Source organism: Longimicrobium sp., assembly GCA_036387335.1.
Taxonomy (GTDB): Bacteria; Gemmatimonadota; Gemmatimonadetes; order Longimicrobiales; family Longimicrobiaceae; genus Longimicrobium.
Window position 1 is genome coordinate 1 of record DASVTZ010000220.1, and the last position, 23,036, is coordinate 23,036.

Annotated in this window: 22 protein-coding genes; 10 read left to right on the top strand and 12 right to left on the bottom strand. The window is 66.0% G+C overall.

Features of this window, described 5'->3' with window-relative positions; genetic code table 11:
• Positions 1 to 52: 52 nt before the first annotated feature.
• A complete protein-coding gene (locus tag VF647_22660) occupies positions 53 to 637 on the bottom strand; it encodes a fasciclin domain-containing protein (GenBank protein HEX8454897.1) in 585 nt (194 codons plus the stop codon).
• Between the two features lie 150 nt (positions 638 to 787).
• On the opposite strand from VF647_22660, the gene VF647_22665 reads away from it, so the two are divergent.
• The 5 genes from VF647_22665 to VF647_22685 all read left to right on the top strand — a co-directional run bounded on the left by VF647_22665 (position 788) and on the right by VF647_22685 (position 4,335).
• Positions 788 to 1,669, top strand: coding sequence for an NAD(P)-dependent oxidoreductase (locus VF647_22665; GenBank protein ID HEX8454898.1), 882 nt, complete (start codon positions 788 to 790; stop codon positions 1,667 to 1,669).
• A 131-nt stretch (positions 1,670 to 1,800) separates the two neighbouring features.
• Entirely contained in the window at positions 1,801 to 2,154 is a 354-nt protein-coding gene (locus VF647_22670) for a hypothetical protein (GenBank protein HEX8454899.1), read from the top strand.
• Entirely contained in the window at positions 2,147 to 2,320 is a 174-nt protein-coding gene (locus VF647_22675; GenBank protein HEX8454900.1) for a hypothetical protein, read from the top strand. The genes VF647_22670 and VF647_22675 overlap by 8 nt, the downstream gene beginning before the upstream one ends.
• Before the next feature lie 69 nt (positions 2,321 to 2,389).
• Complete coding sequence (locus VF647_22680) at positions 2,390 to 3,658, top strand: hypothetical protein (protein ID HEX8454901.1); 1,269 nt, start codon at positions 2,390 to 2,392, stop codon at positions 3,656 to 3,658.
• On the top strand, positions 3,655 to 4,335 hold the full coding sequence (locus tag VF647_22685; GenBank protein HEX8454902.1) for a TIGR04283 family arsenosugar biosynthesis glycosyltransferase: 681 nt from the start codon (positions 3,655 to 3,657) through the stop codon (positions 4,333 to 4,335). Before VF647_22680 ends, VF647_22685 begins: the two co-directional genes overlap by 4 nt.
• Positions 4,336 to 4,496: 161 nt before the next feature.
• Here the strand turns inward: VF647_22685 and pnuC are convergent, their stop codons facing one another.
• From pnuC to VF647_22700, 3 genes are read right to left on the bottom strand one after another with little or no spacing between them, the layout of a single operon-like run.
• Positions 4,497 to 5,072, bottom strand: coding sequence for a nicotinamide riboside transporter PnuC (gene pnuC / locus VF647_22690; protein HEX8454903.1), 576 nt, complete (start codon positions 5,070 to 5,072; stop codon positions 4,497 to 4,499).
• Entirely contained in the window at positions 5,069 to 5,683 is a 615-nt protein-coding gene (locus tag VF647_22695; GenBank protein ID HEX8454904.1) for a TIGR04282 family arsenosugar biosynthesis glycosyltransferase, read from the bottom strand. The genes pnuC and VF647_22695 overlap by 4 nt, the downstream gene beginning before the upstream one ends.
• Entirely contained in the window at positions 5,677 to 5,988 is a 312-nt protein-coding gene (locus VF647_22700) for a DMT family protein (protein HEX8454905.1), read from the bottom strand. Before VF647_22700 ends, VF647_22695 begins: the two co-directional genes overlap by 7 nt.
• A 412-nt stretch (positions 5,989 to 6,400) precedes the next feature.
• Here VF647_22700 and VF647_22705 point away from each other — a divergent pair, with 412 nt between their 5' ends.
• The 5 genes from VF647_22705 (at position 6,401) to VF647_22725 (ending at position 13,345) form a co-directional block, all read left to right on the top strand.
• Positions 6,401 to 7,306 carry a hypothetical protein gene (locus VF647_22705; protein ID HEX8454906.1) on the top strand — a complete coding sequence of 302 codons (906 nt, stop codon included), beginning with the start codon at positions 6,401 to 6,403 and terminating at the stop codon, positions 7,304 to 7,306.
• Between the two features lie 271 nt (positions 7,307 to 7,577).
• Positions 7,578 to 8,993: a hypothetical protein gene (locus VF647_22710; protein HEX8454907.1), complete on the top strand. Its 1,416-nt coding sequence runs from the start codon at positions 7,578 to 7,580 to the stop codon at positions 8,991 to 8,993.
• 3 nt (positions 8,994 to 8,996) lie between these two features.
• Entirely contained in the window at positions 8,997 to 10,982 is a 1,986-nt protein-coding gene (locus VF647_22715; GenBank protein ID HEX8454908.1) for a hypothetical protein, read from the top strand.
• A 1-nt stretch (position 10,983) separates the two neighbouring features.
• Entirely contained in the window at positions 10,984 to 11,430 is a 447-nt protein-coding gene (locus tag VF647_22720; protein HEX8454909.1) for a hypothetical protein, read from the top strand.
• Positions 11,431 to 12,703: 1,273 nt separating this feature from the next.
• Positions 12,704 to 13,345 (top strand): hypothetical protein, encoded by a 642-nt coding sequence (locus VF647_22725; protein HEX8454910.1) that lies wholly within the window; start codon positions 12,704 to 12,706, stop codon positions 13,343 to 13,345.
• Between the two features lie 694 nt (positions 13,346 to 14,039).
• Here the strand turns inward: VF647_22725 and VF647_22730 are convergent.
• The 8 genes from VF647_22730 to VF647_22765 all read right to left on the bottom strand — a co-directional run.
• Entirely contained in the window at positions 14,040 to 14,822 is a 783-nt protein-coding gene (locus VF647_22730) for a LytTR family DNA-binding domain-containing protein (GenBank protein HEX8454911.1), read from the bottom strand.
• A gap of 199 nt (positions 14,823 to 15,021) precedes the next feature.
• The gene (locus VF647_22735) at positions 15,022 to 15,873 is read right to left on the bottom strand and encodes a hypothetical protein (protein HEX8454912.1); all 852 of its coding nucleotides are present in this window, start codon (positions 15,871 to 15,873) and stop codon (positions 15,022 to 15,024) included.
• Positions 15,857 to 16,480, bottom strand: coding sequence for an RNA polymerase sigma factor (locus VF647_22740; GenBank protein HEX8454913.1), 624 nt, complete (start codon positions 16,478 to 16,480; stop codon positions 15,857 to 15,859). Before VF647_22740 ends, VF647_22735 begins: the two co-directional genes overlap by 17 nt.
• A 475-nt stretch (positions 16,481 to 16,955) precedes the next feature.
• Positions 16,956 to 18,176 carry an amidohydrolase family protein gene (locus tag VF647_22745; protein ID HEX8454914.1) on the bottom strand — a complete coding sequence of 407 codons (1,221 nt, stop codon included), beginning with the start codon at positions 18,174 to 18,176 and terminating at the stop codon, positions 16,956 to 16,958.
• A gap of 387 nt (positions 18,177 to 18,563) precedes the next feature.
• Entirely contained in the window at positions 18,564 to 20,180 is a 1,617-nt protein-coding gene (locus VF647_22750; GenBank protein ID HEX8454915.1) for a secretin N-terminal domain-containing protein, read from the bottom strand.
• Between the two features lie 547 nt (positions 20,181 to 20,727).
• Positions 20,728 to 21,324: a GspMb/PilO family protein gene (locus tag VF647_22755; GenBank protein HEX8454916.1), complete on the bottom strand. Its 597-nt coding sequence runs from the start codon at positions 21,322 to 21,324 to the stop codon at positions 20,728 to 20,730.
• Positions 21,321 to 22,523, bottom strand: a complete 1,203-nt coding sequence (locus tag VF647_22760) for a hypothetical protein (protein ID HEX8454917.1) — start codon at positions 22,521 to 22,523, stop codon at positions 21,321 to 21,323. Before VF647_22760 ends, VF647_22755 begins: the two co-directional genes overlap by 4 nt.
• Positions 22,520 to 23,036, bottom strand: a 517-nt coding sequence (locus tag VF647_22765) for a hypothetical protein (protein HEX8454918.1), incomplete at its 5' end; no start/stop codon positions are given. The genes VF647_22765 and VF647_22760, both read right to left, overlap by 4 nt.

The following is a 23,036-nucleotide window of genomic DNA, read 5'->3' on the forward strand; positions in this document are numbered from 1 at the left end:
GCGCCGGGGACGCCCCCGGCGCGCCCGCTGCACTTGCCCGCTGATGCTGCGACTACCGCGGCAGCAGGACCTTGTTGATGACGTGGATCACGCCGTTGGACTGGAGCACGTCGTAGGTGGAGATGCTCGCGACGTTGCCGGACTCGTCGCGGAGCGTGACGTTCATCGGCCCGTTCATCATGGCGGTGAGGGTGCCGCCGCTGGCGGTGCGCAGGGTGGCGGTGCCGTTCCCCTGGCGGATCATGCGCATCAGGTCCGCGGCGGTGTGGCGGCCCGGGACGACGTGGTAGGTCAGCACCTTTGCGAGCGCCGCCTTGTTCTCCGGGCGCAGCAGCGTGGCGACCGTGCCCTCGGGGAGGTTCTCGAACGCGTCGTTGACCGGCGCGAAGACCGTGAACGGCCCGCGCCCCTTGAGCGTCTGCACCAGGTCTGCCGCCTTCACCGCCGCCACCAGCGTAGTGTGGTCCGCCGAGTTCACCGCGTTGTCCACGATGTCGCGCGTCGGGAGCATCGACTGGCCGCCCACCATCACCGTCGCCCGCGTCATCCCCGCCGCGTTGGCGCGGCTCGCCTGCGCGGAGGCGGTTCCCGCCGTCACGGCCATAGCGATCATCACCATCGCAATCGTCTTCTTCATGTCTTCCTTCCTTGCACAAGGTTTGTTCATACTGACTCGTGCAGAGAGATACGCGGCCGGCCTGGAACTGGATTTATGGCCACCGGCAGGGCTCTTGCCGCACGCGGTCCGATCGACGGCGGGAGAAACCGGAACGGAAGGAGCGCGGCGATGCGAGTGGCGTTCGTAGGGATGGGGAGGATGGGGCTGCCGATGGCGCGCAACCTGGCACGCGCGGGGCACACGGTCGCGGCATGGAACCGGACGCCGGAACGGGCGGCGCCGCTCGCCGCGGAAGGCGTGCGCACTGCGGACTCGCTCGCGGACGCGGTGCACGACGCGGAGGTGGCGATCACCATGCTGGCCGACGACCGCGCGCTGGGCTCCGTCGCCTTTTCGCCGCGGGGGATCTCCGGCACGCTGGCGAAGGGCGCGGTGCACCTGGGGATGAGCACGATCGGCGTGCGCCTGTCGCGGCGGCTGGCGGCGCGGCACGCCTCGCTGGGGCAGCGCTACGTGGCGGCGCCTGTGTTCGGCAGGCCCGATGCGGCGGAGGCGGCGCGGCTCAAGATCGTCGCCTCCGGCGACGCGGAGGGGATCGAGCGCTGCCGCCCCCTCTTCGACGCGCTCGGCGACCGCGTGTTCGAGCTCGGCTCCGATGCTCCGGCCGCGAACGTGGTGAAGCTGTGCGGCAATTTCGTGCTGGCCTCGATGATCCGCGCGCTGGGCGAAGCGTTCGCGCTGGCGCGGAAGAGCGGTGTGGAGCCGGCGGCGCTGGAGGAGGTGCTCTCCGGCACGCTCCTGGGCTCGCCCGCGTTTCCCGCGTACGCGCGGCAGATCGTGGAAGGCCGCTTCGACCCGCCGGGGATGCCGATGCGGCTGGGCCTCAAGGACGTGCGCCTCGCCCTCGCCGCCGCCGATGCCGCGGAGGTGCCGATGCCGCTCGCCTCCCTGCTGCGCGACTCCCTCCTCTCCGGTGTGGCGCGCGGCCGCGGCGACCTGGACTGGGCCGCCCTCGCCGCTCTGATCGCGGAGGATGCGGGTCTCACCTGACGCCGCGCTGTCGGTGCCGGTGCGGTCGCTATGCGCCAGCGGTTGCACGGCCGCGCGCAGGACGTGGCGGAGGTATGTGGGAGGGCCCGTTACCCATTGCCGAGGGCCGTTTTGGCCCCTACCGTTGCGGCATGGGATACGTCCTACTCTGGCTTCCGCTCGTCTGGGCGCTCCGGTTCCTCCTCCTCGTGCTCACGGGAGGAATCCTGTACATCTCGACCCTGTACCTGGCTCGCTTCCTGCGGCCCGCGAACGCGCGAGCACTGTTCTCCGGCGGCCTGCCGGCGCTCACCAGCGTTGGAGGCACCGCGAAGGTGCTGGGGCAGGAGGTTACGCTGAACGCGGAGATCGATTCGGAGCGGAACAACCGTCTCACTGTAGTCGAGGACCGGGTAGGCGTTCTGGAGAGTCGCGTTCGGCAGCTGCGGGCGGTACTCAGCCCCTACCTGGACGTTGCCGACACCCCGGAAGAACCACATGCTTGAGACCGAGAACGTCAAGAAGGCGCGAGAGGCGCTCGAAAAGGAGCGCGAGCTGTCGCTCGTCAGCGATCGCCTTCGCGAAAAGACTGAGCGCCTCAGGGAGGAGATGGAGGTGCTCCAGCGCGCAGCCGCCATTCTCCGGGCCAGGCGGGAACGCGCGGGCCAGTAAGAGCTGTTCTCGAGGCAGAACCGGGCGGCTGCTTTCGGCGAAGGTGGCCCGTACTCTTGCACGCATCCCATGAACCGCGCCCTCGTCTCGTTCGCGCTGCTATCCCTCGCCTCCGCGCCAGCGCTCGCGCAGGAGGCCAATCCCGTGGACCTGTACGTGAGCGAGCTCCGCTGGCGGGGCGGGCAGCTGGAAGTGGGAGAGCCGGCCCGCCTCACGAGGGGCGGGCGCAACTCGCAGCCATCGTTCACGCCGGACGGGCGCGCGATCGTCTTTTCCGGGCAGCGGGGCGGGCCGGCCAGCCAGTCGGACATCTTCCGCATCGACCTGGCGACGGGCGCGGAGACGCAGGTCACGCGCACGCCGGAGAACGAGAACAGCCCCACCGTCGAACCCGGTGGGGAGCTGCTGGCGGTGCGCTGGAAGCCGGAAACGCTCTTTCGCGAGTACGGCCCCTGGGTGTACGGACCGGACGGCGTGCCGCGGCGGGGACTCCTTCCCGGGCCGGACACGGTGGGATACTATGCGCGCATCGACCGCAACACCTTTGCGCTCATGCGCCCGATGTCGCGCTTCCGCGTGGCGCTCTTCGACGTGCGCACCGGGCAGACGAGGGACGTGGAGTCGCCCGCCGCGCCCCTGCCGCCGCAGCGGGTGCCCGGCGCGCGCGCGGTAACCTTTACGCGCACTGACTCGTCGGGCCACCACCGCATCCGCCGCGTGGACGTGGCGACCGGCCGCGTCACCGGCGTCGCGCCCACCGTCCTCGGCCGCACCAGCCACGCGTGGACGCCGCGCGGCACGCTGCTGATGGGGAAGGGGAACACGCTGTACGCCCTGGACCCCGCGCGGGACACCGTTTGGCGTGCCGTGAGGAGCTTCGCCGGGCCCGAGCTCCAGAACGTGACGGCGTACGTCGTCAGCCCGCGCGGCGACCGGCTGGTCTTCTACTCCAGCGCCCGCGTGCCGCTGGAGGTAGCGATGCGTGACTCACTTCAGGCCGGCCGGAGCGCGGCGGAGGTCGCGGCGCTCGCTCGCCGGCTTGCGGCGGGGGGCAACTTCGCGGTGGCGGAGGGAGGGGTGCTCGGATTGGGCGGTGACTGGCTGGCCTGGGGCAAGGCCGCCGACGCCGCTGAGATCTTTGCGGCTGCCACCGAGATCTTCCCCCGCTCCTTCCGCGCGCAGACGCGCCTGGGCGACGCCCTGCGCGCCGCCGGTGAGCGCGAGCGCGCCGTCGCCGCGTACAGGCGGGCACTGGAGCTGAACCCGCGCGGCACCGAGGACGAACGCTCCGCCGCGGCCGAGGTGGAGAAGCGGCTGGGCGAGCTCGGCGCGAGGTGAGCGGGCGCATCTCCATCATCGTACCGGCACTCGACGAGGTCGCCGGCATCCGTGAGGCGCTCGCCCCGCTCCAGCCGCTCCGCGAGAGCGGCCACGAGGTGATCGTGGTGGATGGCGGAAGCACCGACGGCACTCCGGCCCTGGCCACGCCGCTGGCCGACCAGGTGATCGCGTCCCCACGAGGACGTGCCGTTCAGCAGAACGCTGGCGCCGCCGCCGCGTCCGGCGACGTCCTTCTCTTCCTCCACGCCGACACCCAGCTCCCGGTTGGAGCCGACACCCTGGTGCTCGACGGGCTGCGGCGCACGGGATGCGGGTGGGGCCGCTTCGACGTGCGCCTCACCGGCCGCCATCCGCTCCTGCGCGTGGTGGAGCGGATGATCGGCATCCGCTCGCGCCTGAGCGGGATCGCGACGGGCGACCAGGCGATCTTTGTGCGGCGCGAGTGGTTCCAACGTGTCGGCGGATTCCCCGATCTGCCGCTGATGGAGGACGTCGCGATCACCCGCGCCCTAAAGCGCCTCGCCCCGCCGCTCTGCCTTCGCGCCTGCGTGACCACCTCCAGCCGTCGCTGGGAGGAGCGCGGAGTCGCGCGCACCATCCTGCTGATGTGGCACCTGCGCTGGTCCTATTTTCGTGGCGCCGACCCGGCCGAGCTGGCGCAGCGGTATCGCTGATTGTTCCACAACCGGCGGATGAACCCGCAGGCTGGAACCACGGGAAGGCGGCTAAAGCCGTCTTCAGTAACGCGGCATCCGATCCCGAGTCCGCGAAGGCGGACTTTGTGCTGTTGTTGCCGCGAGTTTACTCGCCCGGGCATGGTCTTGCCTGCCCGACCTCATGCCGCTGGCTCCATATGAGCCCGGTACGAGCGCGTCCATTGCACGTGGCCCATCGCGGCGAGAACGAGGAATACGGCGTAGAGGAGCGCCGTAGGGTAGAGCGCGCGATGGATGAAGAGCGCGACGTACGCTACGTCGAGCACGACCCACAACATCCAGTTCTCCAGGATTTTGCGCGTCATCAGCCACTGGGCGATCAGGCTGCACACGGTGAGTGTGGAGTCCAGGTACGGGAGTGTGGCGTTCGTGTAGCGGCTCAGGAGCGCGGCGAGCGCAAGGGTGCACGCCACCGCCAGCACGGGCAGGCAGAGGAGCTCGTGCCTGCGGATGCGGGACACGCGCAGCTCGCCGTGGCCGGTGCCGCCGTGCAGCCAGTGGTACCAGCCGTACAGCGAGATGGCGATGTAGATCACCTGCAGCCCCATGTCCGCGTACAGCCGCGCGTTGCGGAAGACGAGGACGTAGAGCGCCGTGTTGACGATGGCCGTGGGCCAACTCCACACGTTCTCGCGCACGCTCAGCCAGACGCTCACCACGCCGAACGCGGCCGCGATCCACTCGATTGTGCTCACCGCGCCGCCTCCGCGCGCGCCCACTCCGCCCAGCCGGCGGGGAGGTCGTCCACCTCGTCGACGTCGGAGAGCGTGTCGAGGACGGCGGGCTCGATGCCGGCCGCGCGCAACCGCTCCAGCGTGCGGGCGAGCACCTCATCCGTGCTCCACGGGATGCCATCGAACAGGCCTTCGATCATCGTCCGCAATCCCAGGAGGTAGTAGCCGCCGTCGCGCGCCGGGCCGATCACGGCGGGGTGCGATTCCAGCTCAGCGAATGCCCGCCGCAGCAGCGCCGCGGAAAGCTCGGGAAGGTCGGAGCCGATGATGACGACGCGATCCGCCCCCTCTTCGAGGGCGGCGCGGAAGGCGGCCTCCATGCGGGCGCCCAGGTCGCCGGTGGACTGCGGAAGGTAGCACGGGCCTTCGCCGAGCCACGCGCGCACCTCGTCGCATGCGTCCGCGGGGGTGAAGTGGACGCGCACCTCGCCACCCAGCGCCCGCGCCTCGCGGAGCGCGTGCTCGGCCAACCGCCGGTAGATGAGCAGCGCCCCCTCCGCGCTGAGGGCGGCGGCCAGGCGCGTCTTCACCCGCCCCGCCACGGGCGCGCGGACGAAGACGAGCGTCACCATTCGTGAAAGATCACGAAGACGGCGGTCACGATCAGCGCGAATCCCACCGCGTAGTTCCAGCGGAACTCCTCGCGCAGGTACAGCACCGAGAAGACGGCGAAGACCGCCAGCGAGATCACTTCCTGGATCGTCTTGAGCTGCGCCGCGTTGTACCGCCCGTAGCCGATGCGGTTCGCCGGCACCTGGAAGCAGTACTCGAAGAACGCGATCCCCCAGCTCACCAGGATCACCGTCACCAGCGAGGCCGAGCGGTGCTTCAGGTGCCCGTACCACGCGTTTTGCGTAGGGTTGTAGAATGTGTTCACGGTGGTTACTTTCGGCGTTCCGGACTCTGGTGGACTTTGTTTTCTTTTGGGGTTCTGAATGGATCCGACCGGCTACCGCTGTATCATGATCCGGCTGGCTACAGGAGAGCGCCACCCGGTCCTTCTCACGCGTAGCTCCGGACTTCCGCCGCGGCTACCGCGCTTGTTTTCCCTGTTTTGGTTGCGGAAGCGCCGGACGGGCGCCGAAGTGGGCCGTTCAAAGCTAAGATCAGTGGGTGAGCTATACCACCACTTCGCCCAACTCGGACAGGATCTGGATTCGATGTTCCAAGCTGGGGAGTGTCCGGAGCCACCGGAATTCGTACGTGCATTTGAGAGGATGGCGTACGGCGCGACGGGTAGGAAGCTTTCTCGGGTCACCTCCAAAACAGTAGCTGGGCAGAACCGGCGCATGTACCACTGGATCGAATTCATCACGTGGGTGCTGCGTCCGCTCAACTGGTCGACCAAGAAGTGGCCTTCTCAAAAACTCACTATGCTAGCAGAGCTTCGCGCCGAGATAGCGTCGCTGCTTCGCGACCAGTGGCAACAGCCGCAGCAAAGCAAGCAGCGCGAGGGATTCACCGCAGACGAAATCGCAGCTATTGAAGCGGCGATTGGTCCGGGTTCAGACGGGAAGTTCTCGCTCCGGGTCTTCGCGAGCCACACCCGCCCTCGAAATTGGGCGCTGTACTCCATAATTCGGGACGGCGGGATCCGGCGCGGCGAGGCTCTCGTAGTGCAGATCGGTGACCTTCCCAGACCGATCACGGTAGGGGGGGTGCGACACTACGTAAGGGCGGAGGTCGATCTCGTTAGGCGTCCAGACGATGCCGAGGACCCGAGAGTCGCCCGTGCTCCGGGACTCAAGCGGGGTGGACGCCCCGTCGCGCTGAGCGATCGAGCTCTGGACGCCATTTGGGATTACATCAAGGCACCGTCCCCTTCCGGGAAGGGGACGGACCATGAAGCTGCGATTGAGCGCCAATATCTGATCACCACGAAGGAGGGGGTCCCCATCTCCGTCGACACGGCACACGGTATCGCGCGCTCGATCCGGAGGTATGCGTCTCTGGTGTTCGAGGAACGCCACCCGGGAGTGCCACATTCCCTGAATGAGTTCTGCTGGCACCGCTTGCGCCATCATAGAGCGCTCGAGGTGCTCGAGGCCTTCCAAGCCTCCGGCATGGAATCTCTGGATGAATTCCTCGAGTACTTCGGCTGGGGCAGCGTGCGCTCGGCCAAGCCCTACATCCGGCGTCTCTTGTCCAGAAGAGCCAACGAACGGGTGCTGCGTCTGCAGGCAGGCGATGTCTGAGCGGCTGCGTCGCCGGCGAGCTCAACTAGGAGCATTGAGTCTCGTGCACCAACTCAAGCCGACCGCGGTTGACTTGCACCGGTCCGGACTTCCGAGCCTGCCAGCTTCCCTCCGTGTGCGGTTCGGACACGAGTTGGACCTGAGCGTATCCCCGTGGCGGCTTCCGCAGACTGAGGCTGGGACTGACCACATGCCATTCAATGTCTCTGGACTCGACTTTCCTCGCGAGCGTGGCAAAGAGCGGGTGGTCCAAGCGAGCACTCGGCCCTCGATGTTTCACCCGGATTTAACCCATCTAGCCCGTCTGTTCCTCGCTGAACTGCTTAGGAAGAATGCGCCGAACGGCGTACAGCGCGTGCTTCAGACTCTGCAGCATTTCGAGCGCTTCCTGCATGATCGATTTCGGTTCCGGCGGGAGCCGCGGACCTTCACCGTGGAAGACCTGACCGTTGAAGTTATCGCGGCTTATGCGGTCGCGAGCGCCAAGCTCAGCAGCAAAGGAATGCACCCGCAGGTTCTCAGGCGTTTCTACCGGTGGGGCTTCAGAAGAAAGATGCCCGGCTTCCGGGAAGGTGTATTGACTGCACTGAATGCGATCCAGTACACACGTGCTCTGTCCGGTCACATCGTCCGCATGGCGCACCCGACCAAAGGGGCGTTCACGTGGGAGGAGGAACAGCTCATCAAAATTCGCTTACGGGAAGGACGAGGACGGTCCGGTGATCGTGCGATCGTCGCGACCTTTCAGCGCCTCGGGATCCGCCCGGAGGCTATGATTCGGCTCCGCAGGCGGCATCTACGATGGCGTGATTTCCCGGACGGCCGCAGCTACTTCCTTGACGTTCCGAAGGTCAAGCAACGCGGTGGTCTGGCGAAGGAGATAACTGTCGAGCGACTTATCGATCCGTTCCTGGCCGAGCTGCTCCTCGAGGTGATGGGTGAAGCCGGCGAGAACGATCTGATCTTTCATTGGCTCGGCGGACGGGCGAAGGGGAATATCGCGGCCGCCCTGAAGCACTGGGCCGCCGATGCGGAGCTGATGACGATTCGCCACGCGCCGCTCCGCGGGAAGCAGGAGGGAGTGGATGCTACTCTTCCTACACGCCTGCACGTGTTCTCGTACCGTTTTCGCCGCACCATGGCGACAAACCTCGCGGTCGACGGCGCGACTGCAGAGGAGATCGCCGCGGCTCTGGATGACGAATTGACCGCCATGGCTGCCGTGTACACGGAGAACAGCGCCGCATTCGTCGACGTGCTCGAGCGCACACTCGACCGCCACCCCGATTGGGTGCTCGTCGTGCGGATGTTCCTCGGCGATATCGCTTCGCCCCTCGACGAGTCGCATCCCCCCGTCTATGGTGGGGTGCCCCACTTCGCCGGGTACGCAGAGTTCGCTGACATCGGCGTGATCGGACACTGTGACAATCCGGAACTCTGCCACAAGGAGCCCCCACTGGACTGTTACCAGTGCCCCCATTTCCACGCCACACGGGTGCACGCGCCTCACGAGCGTCAACTTGTGCAGATTGACCAAGAGCTCAGGCGTTGCCGCGGGCGGGAATCCGACCGGATGGCGAATTTGCTTCGCCCTCAGATCACCGCGATCGTGGAACTGCTCCAAATCCTGACGAACTCGCGAGCGGGTCTGCTCGTACGTGCATCAGCGAACTCCACCAGAACCTAGCCAATGCGAGCCGTAAGCCCGAAGCGCGACCATGAAGAGATTACCGGGAACCTGGCGGTGCTTGCGAACGCAATGCGCGAGTATTTCTACGTGCGTTTTCCTCCGGGCGAGTACCCCGGGCTCGAGTTCGAGTCGACGATCTGGTGTTTCAAGCCCCGGTCCGCCCGGAGGGGACTGGGGAGCGGTTGGAACGTACGCTTTCGGCCAGAGAGGGACGAATTGCCTGCATTCTCGCCTGACTACGAACTCGCGGCCAAGGCTTGGGTGTACGCGGTGAATGGTAGCTATCAAGTGATGACCAAGGCCGCCCAAGCGTTCCGCGCGCTTTGGACGGCGATCGTCGAATCGTCTGTCGGGGAACGACGTGGTAACGCAGCGACTCAGTTCCGCGTGGCTGATCTGCGTCCCGTACATCTCACCCGGTTGGAAAGGCTCCATGATGAGAGGTACCCGATGCGGACTACACGTGCAGTCCAACTTGAAAGGGTTCGGGCATTCGTCCTCTGGTTGATGGCGAACAAGCTGTGCCCGGAGTTCTCATGGGTGCCGGGCGTGCAACGGGTGGCGATCAAACACGGAGACGCGGCACGAAAGGAGGCCAGGCTGGATCGGCTGCCGGAGCAGCAGACGCTCTATTGTGCCGCACAGATATACCGTATCGATCCGCTGGCCCCTCAGTTCCGGAAGACTGCGTCGGAACCGCTGGTGAGGCTCTTGATCTGCGCGCTCGGCCTACAGCTCGTCACCGGACTCCGAGCGCGCGAGTTGCTCACGCTGCCAGCCGACTGCTTCGTGCGCGAAGCCCGCCAGGGGCGCGTTCGGCTAGCGATTCGCTTTTGGAATTGCAAGGCGCGGGGAGGGCGCATGCAGTGGGCGCTACGCTGGCTCTCACCGCTTGGTGCCGTACTGGCGGAGCGGCTGCTCGCCGAGATCCTTGATCTCACGGGCCCCGCTCGTCTGCGGGCACGCACACTGGAAGAAGACCAGAGTCGGGTCTCGTTTTCCGGGGAAGGGACGGACGGGTTCCTGACCCTGGACGGGGTAGCGCGCGTGGCGGGGGTGAACAGCGAGGTGCTCCCGCGTAAAGCGGGGTGGGCTGAGCTGAAGGCTGCCGCGGTGCCTGGGCGATCAAGGAGGGGCTCACTGTTGTTCCCGCACGCGGCAGTTGAGCGTTTCTTGGTCGTGAGTGGCCTGCGCGGGAGTCTGGTGTCCTTCGATCTGGGCAACGGCGACCTTCAGATGCTGTCCGAGGCGCTCTTCGTGGTCCCCAAGTACTTTTTTTGGCAGCGCACGGGGGCCACCCCGAATCATCTTCTAGTGGAGCCTTTCCCATACCATACCTATCGCAACCTGCTGGCTGGGTATCACAGACCACAGCAGACGATTCCCAGCATCTTCGAGCGATTGGGCGTCGTCGTGGTGGATACGGACGGTAACGCCCGGACCCCTAAACTCCGGTCCCACATGCTGAGGCACTGGATCAACACGCTCGCCAGCAAGTCTGGGATGAGCATGGTGCAGATTACGACATGGATGCAGCGCACCGACGAGTGGCACACCTACGTGTACTTGCACTCTGCATCAGAGCACGCTGACCTCAGCAAGGACCAGTTGCGGAACCGCGCACTCGTCGGGATGAAAGCAAAGGTCCACGACTCACTCCCCGTCGTGGAGGCTGAGGCATACCGCGAAACGTTGCGTGCAACCCACAAGGTCCGTGGCGCGACCTGCGTCCGACGAGGCGAGTGCCTTAAGGGTAAAGCTTGCTTTCGAGGTGAGAACTGGTGTGACGAACTCCTGATGTCAGCGGGCGGTGTCGATTCACCCGAGGAACTACGCAACGATCTGCGGGGATGGGAGATGAGGCGACAGAACGTGGTCGACCGGCTCGCCCGCGGGGCTCCGATACGCGCGGGGGAGATGGAACAGTGCGATGAGTGGATCGCTGGTCTAACTCGGGCACTCGCTATTTCCGGCGAAGGCAGCTGACATGCCGGCCTCAAAGGCAGAGAGCATCCGAGGGCGGCTCCGGGAGTACGTCGACAGTACGTTCTTCGACCATCCCGAACGCCCACTTAGCGTGACGGCGCTCGCCCGATACGCGAGTTGTTGTCGGAACACGGTTTATAAGTACGTCGACTTGGAGGCGTTGAAGAAAGCGCGCGCAGGTCAAAGGAAGAGGAAGAAATCACCCGGGCGAGGCTCCGCTGATCTCACGGCCCGACTGGACCGCGCTGTGAAGGAGCGGGACGAGTGGAAGACAAGACACGATGGTCTCTTGGAGATGCTGCTTCGTGTGGAGTACCATTTGAATGAGATGGAGATAGACGCCGGAGGCGTGTTCAACACGCCTATCGCACGCGTAGATCGGAGTACCCCCGCCTCCTCCGGCAAGCCCGAAGTGCGAGTCTGGACGCATACCGGGCCCGGGTGGTAGAGACGTTGCATCTTCAGTCGGGTGGCCGTGAGGGAAATCGGGCAAGCCCACCCGGGGGAGAGGCCCGGCCGCAGGAAGGCTTCGCGGAACTGAGCCTCGGTGAGGGAGCCTACGGGCAGCACCTGCACCCGCGCGCGTTATAAGATACTCTCGCAGCCGGACAGCCGGTGGGAGACGCGGTGCCTGCTCCCCGGGTCAGGCCGTGGGCTCGTCTAGGATGATTCTGACGTGAGAGGGCTTCGGCGCGGGCGTGGTTGACCCGATGGCTGAGGACTTCAGAACGGCATAATTGTCCGGGTTGAACTCGGGCGCGAGGAGCAGAAGCGGCTTCTTCGTCCTCGTGAGGACCATCCGGGGAGGGGCGTGGATCAGTGGAAAAGGCGTGCTTCAGTACGTGGCTTGGCAGCGGGGGCAACTGCTAGATGCGGAGGAGGAAGACTCGGACGCGGGCCTCTTCCTGTGGACGCGCACAGTAGGTAGACGGCTCTCGCAGATCGGGAAGGCCGTAGCAGGGTGCGTGTTCATTAGCTGCCGTGCTCGTGCTCCAGATCCGCCAGCACGATTGCGGTTGGTTGTAGCGTTGCCGCTAAGCTCTCACGCGACCTTACGATCTCTGGAATTCCGCGGAGCAGAGTCGTTCGGGTGTCCGCTGATCACCGACGGCAGCATAGACGGGACGGCCGGATTGATCGACTAGGCCCTCTCCCCGTTAAGCCTCGTCCGTGGCGGCAAGGTCCTTTGGGACCGGATACCCTCGGCGTTGATACAGCTCGCCCACAAAGTTTCGGAGTTCAGACAGCGCTTGTCCCCGGTCCGTCGGCGGCAGAGCCTCTACCAAGGCCCCGAGCGCCTCTGCCGTCGAGACGCTGGTCGGCCCAGTCAGCCGTACTCTACCCGCGTGCCAGCTTAGCATCCTCCGAAGGGTGGACGGGTGCGGCTTCGCACCCCTCAAAAAGTTGCCCAACCCCTGGGGGCTCAAACCCACTTCTTCTGCTGTTCGCCGCCTTGAGGTCTCCATAACGCGCAGAGCGATGGCCGCCCTCAGTCGCGAGACGGGGACGTCCTCGCCGAGAGGGGGATTGCCTCGCCCGTCACGGGCGGCTAGTTTCCGGTAAGTTTGCTCGTCGTTACACTGGTCAGTTTAGGTGTTCCGGGAAACTGCGGCAACCCACGGCGTGCGGTCCCCCGGGCCCGAATGGAAACGGTGTGCACGCGGAGCTACACCGGACTTCTCCGGACGGGAAGTTCCTATTGCAATCACCGAAGGGTCACGATGGGGCTGTTTGAGGCCGTCGTAGAGGGCGTGGCTGAACGGGCTCAGCGCAAGGACGTTTCGCGTTGGGAGAAGGCGCGCGACATGCTGGACTTGCGAGCCTTCCTCCATTCTCAAGGCCGACAACACAGCCTCCGCCAGCTCTCGGAGCTGACGAGGGTAGCGCGCGCGACCATTTCGGAGCAGCTATTGGTCGCCGAGACACTCACACCGGAAGTCCTCACTCGGTCCGGGGTGTCACCCATGGCGATCGCCCGCACTCCGCACACCACGCTCCTGCGCATCGCGCGTCTGCCAGCGCCACTCCGCGCCGCAGCCCTGCGGGAGACCGTCGGCAGCGAAGAGGGCGAAGACGAGCTCACGAGCGCGGGCGGGCGGATCTCGATCGACGCGCGGCACCGGCGCCGCGCCCAACTTTTCGAGCGACTTCACGACGAGGGAGGATTCCACGTCAGCGTGGTCGAGCCGCTGCGCGAAGTCCCGGTCCGACAGGCAAAGGCGTATCTAGATCACATGCTCCCGGCGCTCGCGAGCTTAACCGAAACGCTGCTCGGCAATCAGCGCTCGTACTACATCGGGGTCACTGGTAACGGCGGGCTGTTCGTGTATCTGTCCCCATCCGATGCTAGGGCACTCTCGTAGGTGTGCGGGTCGGCTTCCTAGACGTGCAGTTCCGGCCAGTCGCCGTTTACGGAACCTCACCTTGTGTTCCCCGGGAGGCCAGCGTACGGATGGCGCGGCACCTCGGCCTTCGTACCACAGTTTCCCTGATCCGCAGCCGCTGGTACCGCTGCTTTCTTGCGTGAAGTCCACCTGGAATCTCTGTGCTCCTGCGTACCCTAGCACCAGCCTCGGCTCTCCTCCTCAGCGCCAGCCATCTCACCGTCCAGAACGGCTCGGTGCGCCGACCAACTCGTCTCGAGCGGCAACAACATCATCGGTCGGACACTTGAGGTGTCTCAAGGGGACCCCGAGACGACCGCCGCCGCCTTGTTTGAAGCACTAGGGTCCGCCCTGGATACAGGATATCCGAAAAGCTTGGTTGGTTGCCGATTGCGCGTGCTGATCCTGCGCGCGGCACCATCTGCGGCGCGGTCACACCCCCGCGGTGTCAGCCGCGACGTCAGAGAGAATCGCGCCGCCCCAAAACGAGGCTTCGTAACCCCGCTGCTGCGGCGCCAGGGCCCTTCGTTGTGACATCATTGCCGTCATGCTGCACTCATGTCGGGTAAGCCCTCCAGAAGCTCGCCTAGACCTAGACTGCTCCGCTCCGCTTCCCCTGCCGGTCCGTCGCCGCCGGGCGTCTTACCGGACCGGGACGCCGCTGCCACGGACACTACTCCTTGCCGTGCGACCCAGTCTGTCGCAGGAGGACCGTTCGAACGCGTTCGCGATACGCTCGGCCCGTGAGCACGCTTGCTCCGCCCTCCATCGAGAGGATGTACTCGACACCTGAATAGACTCGCACGAGACGCACCTTACCGATGTTCACGATCGCGGAGCGATGCACGCGCAGGAACCGTTGAGGATCGAGGTCGCTCTCCAGGCTCGTAAGCGGCCGTCGCAGCAGCCAGGTCTTGCTGCCTTGGTGCAGCCTTACGCAGTTGTTGGCGGCCTCGATCCAGTCGACCTCGTCTGCACGAACGAATCCAAAACCTCCGTCCACCCGGACTACTATTCGATCTACATACCGGTGACTCCCCTCCGCGGCCACTAACGGTGTGGATTGCGCCAGACCATCATCCGCGCTGCACTCACGTCCAAACTCGACCCCGCACGACTGGATGATCGCCAGCTTACGGCGGTCTTCGTCGGCCGGCTCGCCAATGTGGTCCGACCCGTCCACATGGAATGCGTGCCGGGACGGGGACACGAAGACTGTCATCGGCATGCGTTCAGCGCCCACTTGATGGATCACGTCGAGCCCGGCCCCATCCGGCAACGCTATGTCTAGAAAGACGATGTCGGCACCCTCTTCATGGATCGCCTGGACGGTCTCAGCGACCGTACGGCTTTCGCCCAGCACGTGCACGTTCGGAAGCCCTGAGAGGAGAGTTCGGAGCCTTGTGCATGCGGCGGGTTCATCGTGAGCGATTAGTACTCGCAGTCGTTTAGCCATGAGCACACCGTTGTGTTTTCCGGTCTGGGCGGACTTCGGCACCGATGCGGGCGGCCGGGCGGGCGGTGATCGAATGACCGTTGCGCGTGCTGCGGGGGTGCACGGCCACACCTTGGGGTGTAGCCGTGTACCCAGCCAGGTGCATCGGGTCAGCGACCGTCGATACCCGAGACCGCCGCACTATCCGCAAAACGGGGTTTTACTGCCGCGGTGCACGCACTTCCCGGAGAAAGGCGTCCACGCGGTCGGCGCTCCGGGCCGGATCTCCCTCCACCGAGAGTTCGATTGAGGGTGGACCATCCGCTCGGGTGATGTAGCGGACTTGTACCGCCTCCATCCCCATTCCATCCAGGTGCCGGCGGACTGCGCTCTGCACAGCCTCGGGCGGAAGATCCGTGTCGAATTGGTAGCTCATCGACTGGAGCACCACGCGATAGGCGGGTTGCCTCACCTCTTCGTGGATCGGGTCCACGCGGAGCGAATCGACCCCACCCATCGACGCCAACACGGCCTGGTGCCGCTTGATCTCCGCAGGGTCCGCATTCGGCAGCGTAAAGACAAACTTCGAAGTCGGGGTGATGATGTCCTTTCCGTTCACGATCGCGCGCCCGGAGCCGACGTACGCCTGCACTTCCTCACGGCCTCCTACCATCGCGGTCACAATGCCGAGCACTTCAACACCCTGCGGCTCTACACCGGGAATCTGCCGCAGGCGAACCCGTGCTTGATCAGGGGGCAGGGCGATCCTCCCCGTGAGCGTGTAGCCCAATGTGACTTGGCGCTCCACCGGCGAGACGCAGGCGATCAGCGTGAGCACGAGTAACATCGCGCCCGCCAGTCGCGCCGGATGCCCTGCCAGCGCAAAGCGCAGCGAGAAAGGTGTTGTCGCTTGCCGGCGACGCGCCGTCTCCTCCCAAAGGCGCGCCTCCGCGGATTCGATCCAGCCCCGGGTAAGGGGCCAGCTCGCGGACAAATCGACCTGCCGCAACCGGTTGAAATGGGGGTCGAGCACCGGATCCGGGGTCTGGTCGCTGCTAGGCTGAGTGGGCATAGTCAATCTCCGTGTAAGAGTTGATACCAGCGTTAGTCTCCCTCTGCACGGTTGCCGCGCCACGAGATGGAAGACCCTGGGAAATGTCGTCACCACCCTTGTGATCGCTCAGCACGGTCCGCAGTCGTTGCCGGGCACGTGCGAGTCGTGACTTGACCGCGGAGAGGCTCCGGTCGCCGCACATCGAAGCAATCTCCCGGACGCTGAACCCGCCGACTTCATACAACAGGATCGCTGTACGGTCGCCGCTATTCAGCCGTGCCAGCGCCCCGTCGATGAGCAGGCGGTCTTCCACGCTCGGATCGCGGTTGTACAACGTCGGTAAGGTACGCTCCGCCTCGGGCGCACTCATCGGGATGAACCTCTTCCAGAATGAGCGCCGCACGTGATTGTGGAAGGAGCGGGTGATGATGGTGAACAGCCACGCGCGGAACTTCTCATGATCCTTCAGTGAATCGTACTTCCTCAGTGCGTTCAGGAAGGCGTCCTGCAGTACGTCCTCAGCGTCAGCGGCCGAGTTGCTCCGCGCACAGAGTGCCCGGGAGTAACGCAAGGCATCCTCGTAGTGAGGATGCAACGCGTCAGCGAAGGGGATGCGAATGCTCACGATTGCGTACGGTGAGAGGGTTGATTCGGAGCTCCACTCATACAGACGCGGCGGGGCTGCCATTGGTCGCAGCCCCGGTGGAGTTATTCATTTGGTAGAAGCCCCGGGTCCTACATCGGAGCGGACGCACCCGTGAAAGGACTCCGCCTGCACGTCGCACCAGACGTGTGATCCCGCGGTTCCGGGCAATCAGCGCCTAGGAAGTCCGCTCCGCCAAGCCTGCCGAGCAGAGTGCCTGAGCCGTCGTGGGGCAGGGGCCAGTGGTCCGTGAACCGGGCGTGGACCGTCGCCGCTCTCGTTAGTGGGCGCGTAGCGAACGGCCAGAGTGTGCCATGTCCTACCTGCGCTGTTCGTTCCCAAGCCATGCGACAGGGGCAGATCTCCCGCCATGGACAAGGTCGACTAGCACACGGCGCGCCGCACGCCGGTTGAGCGGGGTCAGGTCAGCGTGCGCCACGTCTCCATGCGCGAGGGGTCAGCGAAGGTACGGCGCGACATTCGCCGCAATGATTTCTAATTCCTGGTTGGTCAGAGGCAACCTGCGCCGGAACGTGGCCCATGCCTGAAGCGTTGGCGGCCGATCGAGGATCGGTGTGTCCGCACCGAACAGGATGCGACGCAGCCCGATCTGACGCAGTCTCCGCGCGATCAGCGCGATCACTTCGGCGGGCTGCTCGGTATTCACGTCAGTCGCGACATCGAAGTAGACGTTTTGCATCCTGGGGTCACCCGTGGTGATCGCGTCGGCGAACACCTGGAGGGCGGAGTCGCTGTCGAACCCCCCCGAACCCGCCAGATGCGCAATCTGGATCGTCACGTCAGGCGCCAGGGGCAATAGCTGGTTCAGAAATACTTCGGAATGGGCGCGGCCGTACCCCCCGCGAACCCAGAGATGAACCACTAACGCCATCCTGCGCGCATTCGCCTCGCGGAAGAACGCACGCAAGCTCTCGAGATGGACAGGGTTCAAGAGGTCTACGCGCGAGTTACCGAAGTGAAGCTTCATTCCCCGAACTCCCGGCAGCGTCGCGCAACGCCTTAGCTCGGCTATCGCATAATCTCGCAGTGGGTTGACACCGCAGAAGGCAACCAGTCGGTTGGGGAAACGTCCCACCTGCGCGACCACCCAGTCGTTCTCCGCCCGGACTCTGGAGTGCTCCTCCTCCAGGCTCCCTTGAATCCGCCCTCCGCCGAGCCAGAACGCAGCAGACAGTACCACCGCGCGCTGTATTCCTGCATCGTCAAGCACCTCTATTATCCTGTCGGCCGTCAACGGCTTCGCGAATGGCAGGGGAGGCTGAGGCGTCACCTGCTCACTCATGATCTTCCAGACGCCCGACTCCCGTTTGAGTCCCAGAACAAAATATGCTTCATCCTCTTCGGACCCGGCGCCCCGCATAACGCCGGCCACGAAACCTATCGTTCCGTCTGTGTGGTATTGGTTGGGAACATACCGTGCCCCCTGCGTGAGTGATCTGGACACGCGCTCGACATTTCTGGCGCCGCGCACCCATCGGAGGTAGGGTGCGTCGGTGAAGTCGAGGATCTGGGCGGTCCCCGCGTAAAGCCTCTCAAAGGAGGCCTGGGGCGCCTCCGTACGCGAGAACTGCTCCCGTTCCTTCAGCACGCGATCTAAGTCAGGGGGCAGGGTAATCGTCGGGATCGACGGATTCTGCACCTGCATCTGGATGGCCACGGGTCCCATGATGTGCTCGTGATGATCGACCAGGGGGATAATCTGCGCCCTTCGCCGGACGTTAGCTATGACCGGCTCGGCGCCGCCGGGGTACTCACCGGGTCCCGAGGGTCGGCTGATTCCCACTGTGCTCACTGCGGCACACGCCGAGAGTACGACCGGAAGGATGCTTGGCCAAATACGCATTCGGCACCTCTCCATGGTGATTGGTGTGCGGTTCCGGAGACTAGAGAAACGAGCGGTCAACGGCCCTTTCTTCAGAGTTCGGCGTGCACCCGACAGCCGCGCTTTTTTTGATAGCTCCACAGTCATACCGTGCGATGGGTGGACGGAACGGACGACGCTGCGTAGGAGCCTGGTGAGAGGCCCACCCACTCTTCTGTTTCGTTAACGGTGCTCCGTTTCTGGGTCGCTCGGCGGCGGGATCGGCGCGGCCTGGACCGGTGATCGCGCGGTCCCCGGCAACTTGCCCGGCCTCGGCAGGATCAGAGGCGGGGTCTTGCGGATGGTCTTCCCCGGCGCGCCGGCATTCTGCTGTACATCACGCGTGGTGGCACCCAAGCCGGCGTCATCGCGCACGATTCGGGGCGTGAGAAAGACGAAGAGCTCCGTTCCGCGGTTCGCGCGACTGCGGCTCCCGAACAGTCCGCCGATCACTGGGATGCTGGAGAGGACGGGAACTCCGCTGATACCCCGCTCGCTTTGCGCCTCGGCCAGCCCCCCCAGAACGACGGTTTGCCCATCACGCACCAGGAGCGCCGTCCGGATGGAGCGGGTGGAGATTACCGGGGCGTTCTGCGGACCGGTCTCCGCTGTAGCGTTGTTGACCTCCTGAGTGACCGACAGTTGCACGTAGCCGTCAGCACTGATGGTGGGAAGGACCACGAGTCGGGTCCCCACGTCCTTGTACTGGACCACCTGGTCGCGCGCACCTCCGTCCGTCGTGCGCTGCAGCTGCACGAAGGGGCGCTGGTCCCCAACGTTGATTTCCGCCTGCTCATTGTTGGCCGCGAAGATGATTGGACGGCTGAGGATGGAGACCACACCACGCGCCACCCCGGCCCGCAGCGTCAGGTTCAGGTCCACCCCGCCGAGACCTCGGACATCTACCAGCAGGTCCTCGCGAGCCGCGCCTTCCAGCCTGCCTGCGACGGTGGTGTTACCCGAGCCACGCACTCGGGTTTGCCCCACACTGGCAGAGAGAGCGTAACTGAATTCCGAATTACGCCTGACCTCCGCGATCGCTACCTCGATGATCACCTGCAGCGGGCGAATATCGACCTGCCGCACCGCCGCCTGCACCAACTCGTAATCCGCGCGGCTCGCCCTCACCAGAAGAGAGTTGGTGCGGGCGTCTGGCACGATCACCACTTCTCCGCGAAAGCCACCGGTACCTGTTGAGGCTGGCACCCCGCCCGAGATGGACGCGCTCTGATCGGCTCCCGCTGGAATGCGGTTGGCGCGCAGCGCGTCAGAGAGCGTTGCGAGTGGGTCTCTGGCGCCGAGTTCGCCCAGCGCGCCCCCCCGGCCATAGAGCGCGTTGACAGTCGCGGCCACATCGGCGGCTCGCGCGTGGCGGAGCGGGATGACGAAGAGCTCCGCTACACCGCTCCCGGTTGCGACTACTCCCTGCGGAGGTCCCGCTGCGGAGAACGGAGGTGTGGACGCCAAAGCGGGCGCGGGCTGGCCCCGTTGCCGGACGACATACGAGCCGCTGTCCTCCACCAGTTCGAAGCCATTGCTATCGAGCAGGCTACGAAGTATCGAAACTACCTGCCGTTGCTCCACCGGGTGGGGAGTGCGCAGCGACACCCGTTGCCCTCCCACCGCACTGAAGAGCACCGGGCGGTCCAGGTATCGCGCGAGCGACTGGACTACCGCGCGTAATTCGGTGTCCGCAAAATCGATGGTGACTCCGCGCCCGGGATCGATCGTCTGGGCGCGGAGCGGTGGCGCGGTGCACAGCGCCCCGGCAAGTGCGACCACAAGGAAGTGGCATTTCACGGTCCGACTCGCTTGATATTGAGGCGAAGGGTGGAGTCGCGACCCTGGATCACGACCCGCTCAGACGAGATAGAACGAACGCGGAGGTCGCCAAACCTGTCTCCCTCGCGCGCCACCACGGCGCCAGTACGTCCCGGAACGCCTTCGAGGATCGCCTCCCAGGGAGGGCCGGAGATGCCGTTGACCCGCAGACCGGCATCCGCGAGGGAGGATACCCCGGGAGGCGGGTACATCCCGGCCGGCGTTGTCGTCCTCCCTAACGTACTGTAGGAGGGGAGCCCGGGGCCGACGAATGAACCCAGCCCCGGCGGCTGGCCGGTTGTGAGCGGGGCGGGTGTGCGATCCAGCCGGAACGGGTTCTCTCGGGAGGTAGCTTCCACTGCCGCGGCGAGCCTGGCTGCGGGGACCGTGGTGACGGCTGCAGGTGCCGCGAGCGACACGGAAGAAGCCGGGGGTATCGCCGGAAGCGCACGGCGCCAGCGTACCCAACCAGTGAGAGCGAAGCCGAGCGCCGTCGCGTACAGGAGCCGTTCCCAGCGCCCACGCGTCATGGCTGGATCTCCTTCAGTCGACGCGCCGGGGTCAGCGCCTCCGCCGCGAAATCCATTCGGAGCGTCTCGGGGCGATCCGGAGGCCCGCCCGCGTCCGGTTGGGAAATTGCCCACTCCGGCAGCGATACCAGGATTGGACCGGCCTCTACCATCTCCATGAAGCGCAGGAGCCCCGGAAGGCTTCCCGTGGCGTCGCCACGCACCCGCACGCGAGTGAAGACGGTGTGCACCCCCGAATCTGGGGGTGATATTTGCATCGTACCCAGCTGCACACCCGACTCGCCCGCCGCTTCGGATAACAGCGAGGCTAGCGCGGCGCCCCCAGCACCTGGGCTTTTCCCGGGCACTACTCTCGGTGTAAGTGCCGCCAAGCGCGCCCGCCGCGCCGCCGCGCTGTCGCGCATCGCCGGCAGGGCGCGTACGGCGGCCTCGCGTTGCGCCGACTCCACCCGCACCCCGAACGCCGAGTCGCGTGTCCCTTCATCCCAGTGGCGCCATGCAGGAATACCCCGCACGAGCAAGAGGATGAGCGCGATCGCCGCTCCTCCCGCCACCATCACTCGGTGGTCGCGCTCGGAAATGCCTGAGATCATCGCGCCCGAACCACCGACGGAGTACGCCGATAGCGTACCGTGACCCGCTCCACCTGCCTGCCTGCCGCGATCTCACGCGTCACGGGCCCAACGATCTCGGCGGATCCCACCCCGGGCACTCTCTCTAGCGCCGTTAGGACGGACGCGGCGCGAGGCGCCAACACTACCGCGCTCCCCTCAGCCGAGTCTTCACGCACCGCGATCAGGGCACTCCCTTTGGGAAGGGCGCGCGTGAGACTCTCCAGCACCAGCAGGGGTGACCGGCGCGCGGAGTCGAACGCCGCGATCTCCCGCAACGCGGTGGTCACCCGGACCAGTTCGCGCTGGGCGGCGGCGGCAGCGGCGTGGGATCTATGGCCTTGCGCCAAGCGGGCAGCGGCCGCATCCCCGGCCTGCATCGCACGCCATGCGGGTGCCACCGCGGCACCCGTCAGCGCCGCGAACGCCGCTATCCCGGCGATCGCCAGCCGCCACGGGGGTACGTCGCCGCCGGGATGTCCACCGCTCCGGCGCCGCACCGCCAGCGGCTCGTCTGTGGGAAGGATGGCCGCGCCGTAGGCGTCGGCGAACCGCCACCCATCGCCCTCCAGCTCCGCCAGTCCCCCGACCGCCCGCAGCTCTCTCGCCTCCGTAGGCCCCACCGAAAGACGGCGCACGCCCGTGAGTACCCCATCGGTGACCTCGATCTCGGCCGCCGTCGAGCCATCCACCCACCTGTGACGTCCGTCCGCCAATCCGCGGGCCAGTGCGACTACCGACGGAACGAAGGCGTCCACAGCGAGGCCCGCCGCCCGGCAACCGGCCTCAGCGGCACGCGCTGTAGGCTCGTCAAGCGCGCCGGCCCATACGGTGCCGGGGGCTTCGATCCGCACCCCGGTCGTGAGGAGGGAGGAGCCGTTGCGGAGGAAGAACTTAGACGCGCCCTCGCGGACAAGCTGTTCGAGGATGCGACGGTTGTCCAGCGGCGGGAGCCCGGTGAGGCGGCGCGCCTGTGCACACGACGGACCGAGGGCGATCGTCACCCGCGGACGAGGGTAACCACCCGTGGAGAAGCTGGACAGCACCTCCAGCACCGCCTCCTCCACCCCGTCGCCCAGGGCGAGCTCGGCCTCAGTCGCGGCCACTACTCTGCCGGAGCGTACGGCGACCGCGCGCACGTGGCCGATCCCCACCGATATTCCGATGCGCAGCGCCCTCATTCGGTCCAGCTCCGCCGCCGCACGACGGCCGCGCGGTTGCCAGCGCGCACCAAACGCACCTCCACAACGGCGACGACAGCCGGAGTACCCACCCTCGCGCGGGCAGTGACCACCCACGCATCGGGGACCGCGGTGGTGAGATCCGCCAACTCCGACGCGTGCCGCTGCACCTCGACACGTGCGGCCTCGGACAGCGATCCAGTCAGACCTATCACCCCGGGTACTGGCTCGCCACGCATTCGCAGGTCCGCCACGCGAGCCAACAACTCCGCGCCGAAACCGGGCAGTGCCGCGAGTACTGGCAACGGGGCCTCGGTCAGGGGCACCTTCCCGGATTCCACTCCCATCAGCGTGTCGAGACCTGGAAACCGGCCGAAGCCCCGCACGCGGCGCGCCTCGGCGGCCGCAGCAAGGGGTCCATTCCGTGGCGGCGACCTGCCCTCGCGCAGGTAGACGCCGGCCTCGGCCCCGGCCGGACGTTGGTCGGGGTCAGGGTCGCGCCAGTCCAGGAGC

Bases quoted from the DNA above. Each gene is read 5' to 3' on its own strand.
- VF647_22660 (HEX8454897.1), bottom strand. From the start codon at position 637: ATGAAGAAGACGATTGCGATGGTGATGATCGCTATGGCCGTGACGGCG.
- VF647_22665 (HEX8454898.1), top strand. From the start codon at position 788: ATGCGAGTGGCGTTCGTAGGGATGGGGAGGATGGGGCTGCCGATGGCG.
- VF647_22670 (HEX8454899.1), top strand. From the start codon at position 1,801: ATGGGATACGTCCTACTCTGGCTTCCGCTCGTCTGGGCGCTCCGGTTC.
- VF647_22675 (HEX8454900.1), top strand. From the start codon at position 2,147: ATGCTTGAGACCGAGAACGTCAAGAAGGCGCGAGAGGCGCTCGAAAAG.
- VF647_22680 (HEX8454901.1), top strand. From the start codon at position 2,390: ATGAACCGCGCCCTCGTCTCGTTCGCGCTGCTATCCCTCGCCTCCGCG.
- VF647_22695 (HEX8454904.1), bottom strand. From the start codon at position 5,683: ATGGTGACGCTCGTCTTCGTCCGCGCGCCCGTGGCGGGGCGGGTGAAG.
- VF647_22705 (HEX8454906.1), top strand. From the start codon at position 6,401: ATGTACCACTGGATCGAATTCATCACGTGGGTGCTGCGTCCGCTCAAC.
- VF647_22710 (HEX8454907.1), top strand. From the start codon at position 7,578: ATGTTTCACCCGGATTTAACCCATCTAGCCCGTCTGTTCCTCGCTGAA.
- VF647_22715 (HEX8454908.1), top strand. From the start codon at position 8,997: ATGCGAGCCGTAAGCCCGAAGCGCGACCATGAAGAGATTACCGGGAAC.
- VF647_22720 (HEX8454909.1), top strand. From the start codon at position 10,984: ATGCCGGCCTCAAAGGCAGAGAGCATCCGAGGGCGGCTCCGGGAGTAC.
- VF647_22725 (HEX8454910.1), top strand. From the start codon at position 12,704: ATGGGGCTGTTTGAGGCCGTCGTAGAGGGCGTGGCTGAACGGGCTCAG.
- VF647_22730 (HEX8454911.1), bottom strand. From the start codon at position 14,822: ATGGCTAAACGACTGCGAGTACTAATCGCTCACGATGAACCCGCCGCA.
- VF647_22735 (HEX8454912.1), bottom strand. From the start codon at position 15,873: ATGCCCACTCAGCCTAGCAGCGACCAGACCCCGGATCCGGTGCTCGAC.
- VF647_22755 (HEX8454916.1), bottom strand. From the start codon at position 21,324: ATGATCTCAGGCATTTCCGAGCGCGACCACCGAGTGATGGTGGCGGGA.
- VF647_22760 (HEX8454917.1), bottom strand. From the start codon at position 22,523: ATGAGGGCGCTGCGCATCGGAATATCGGTGGGGATCGGCCACGTGCGC.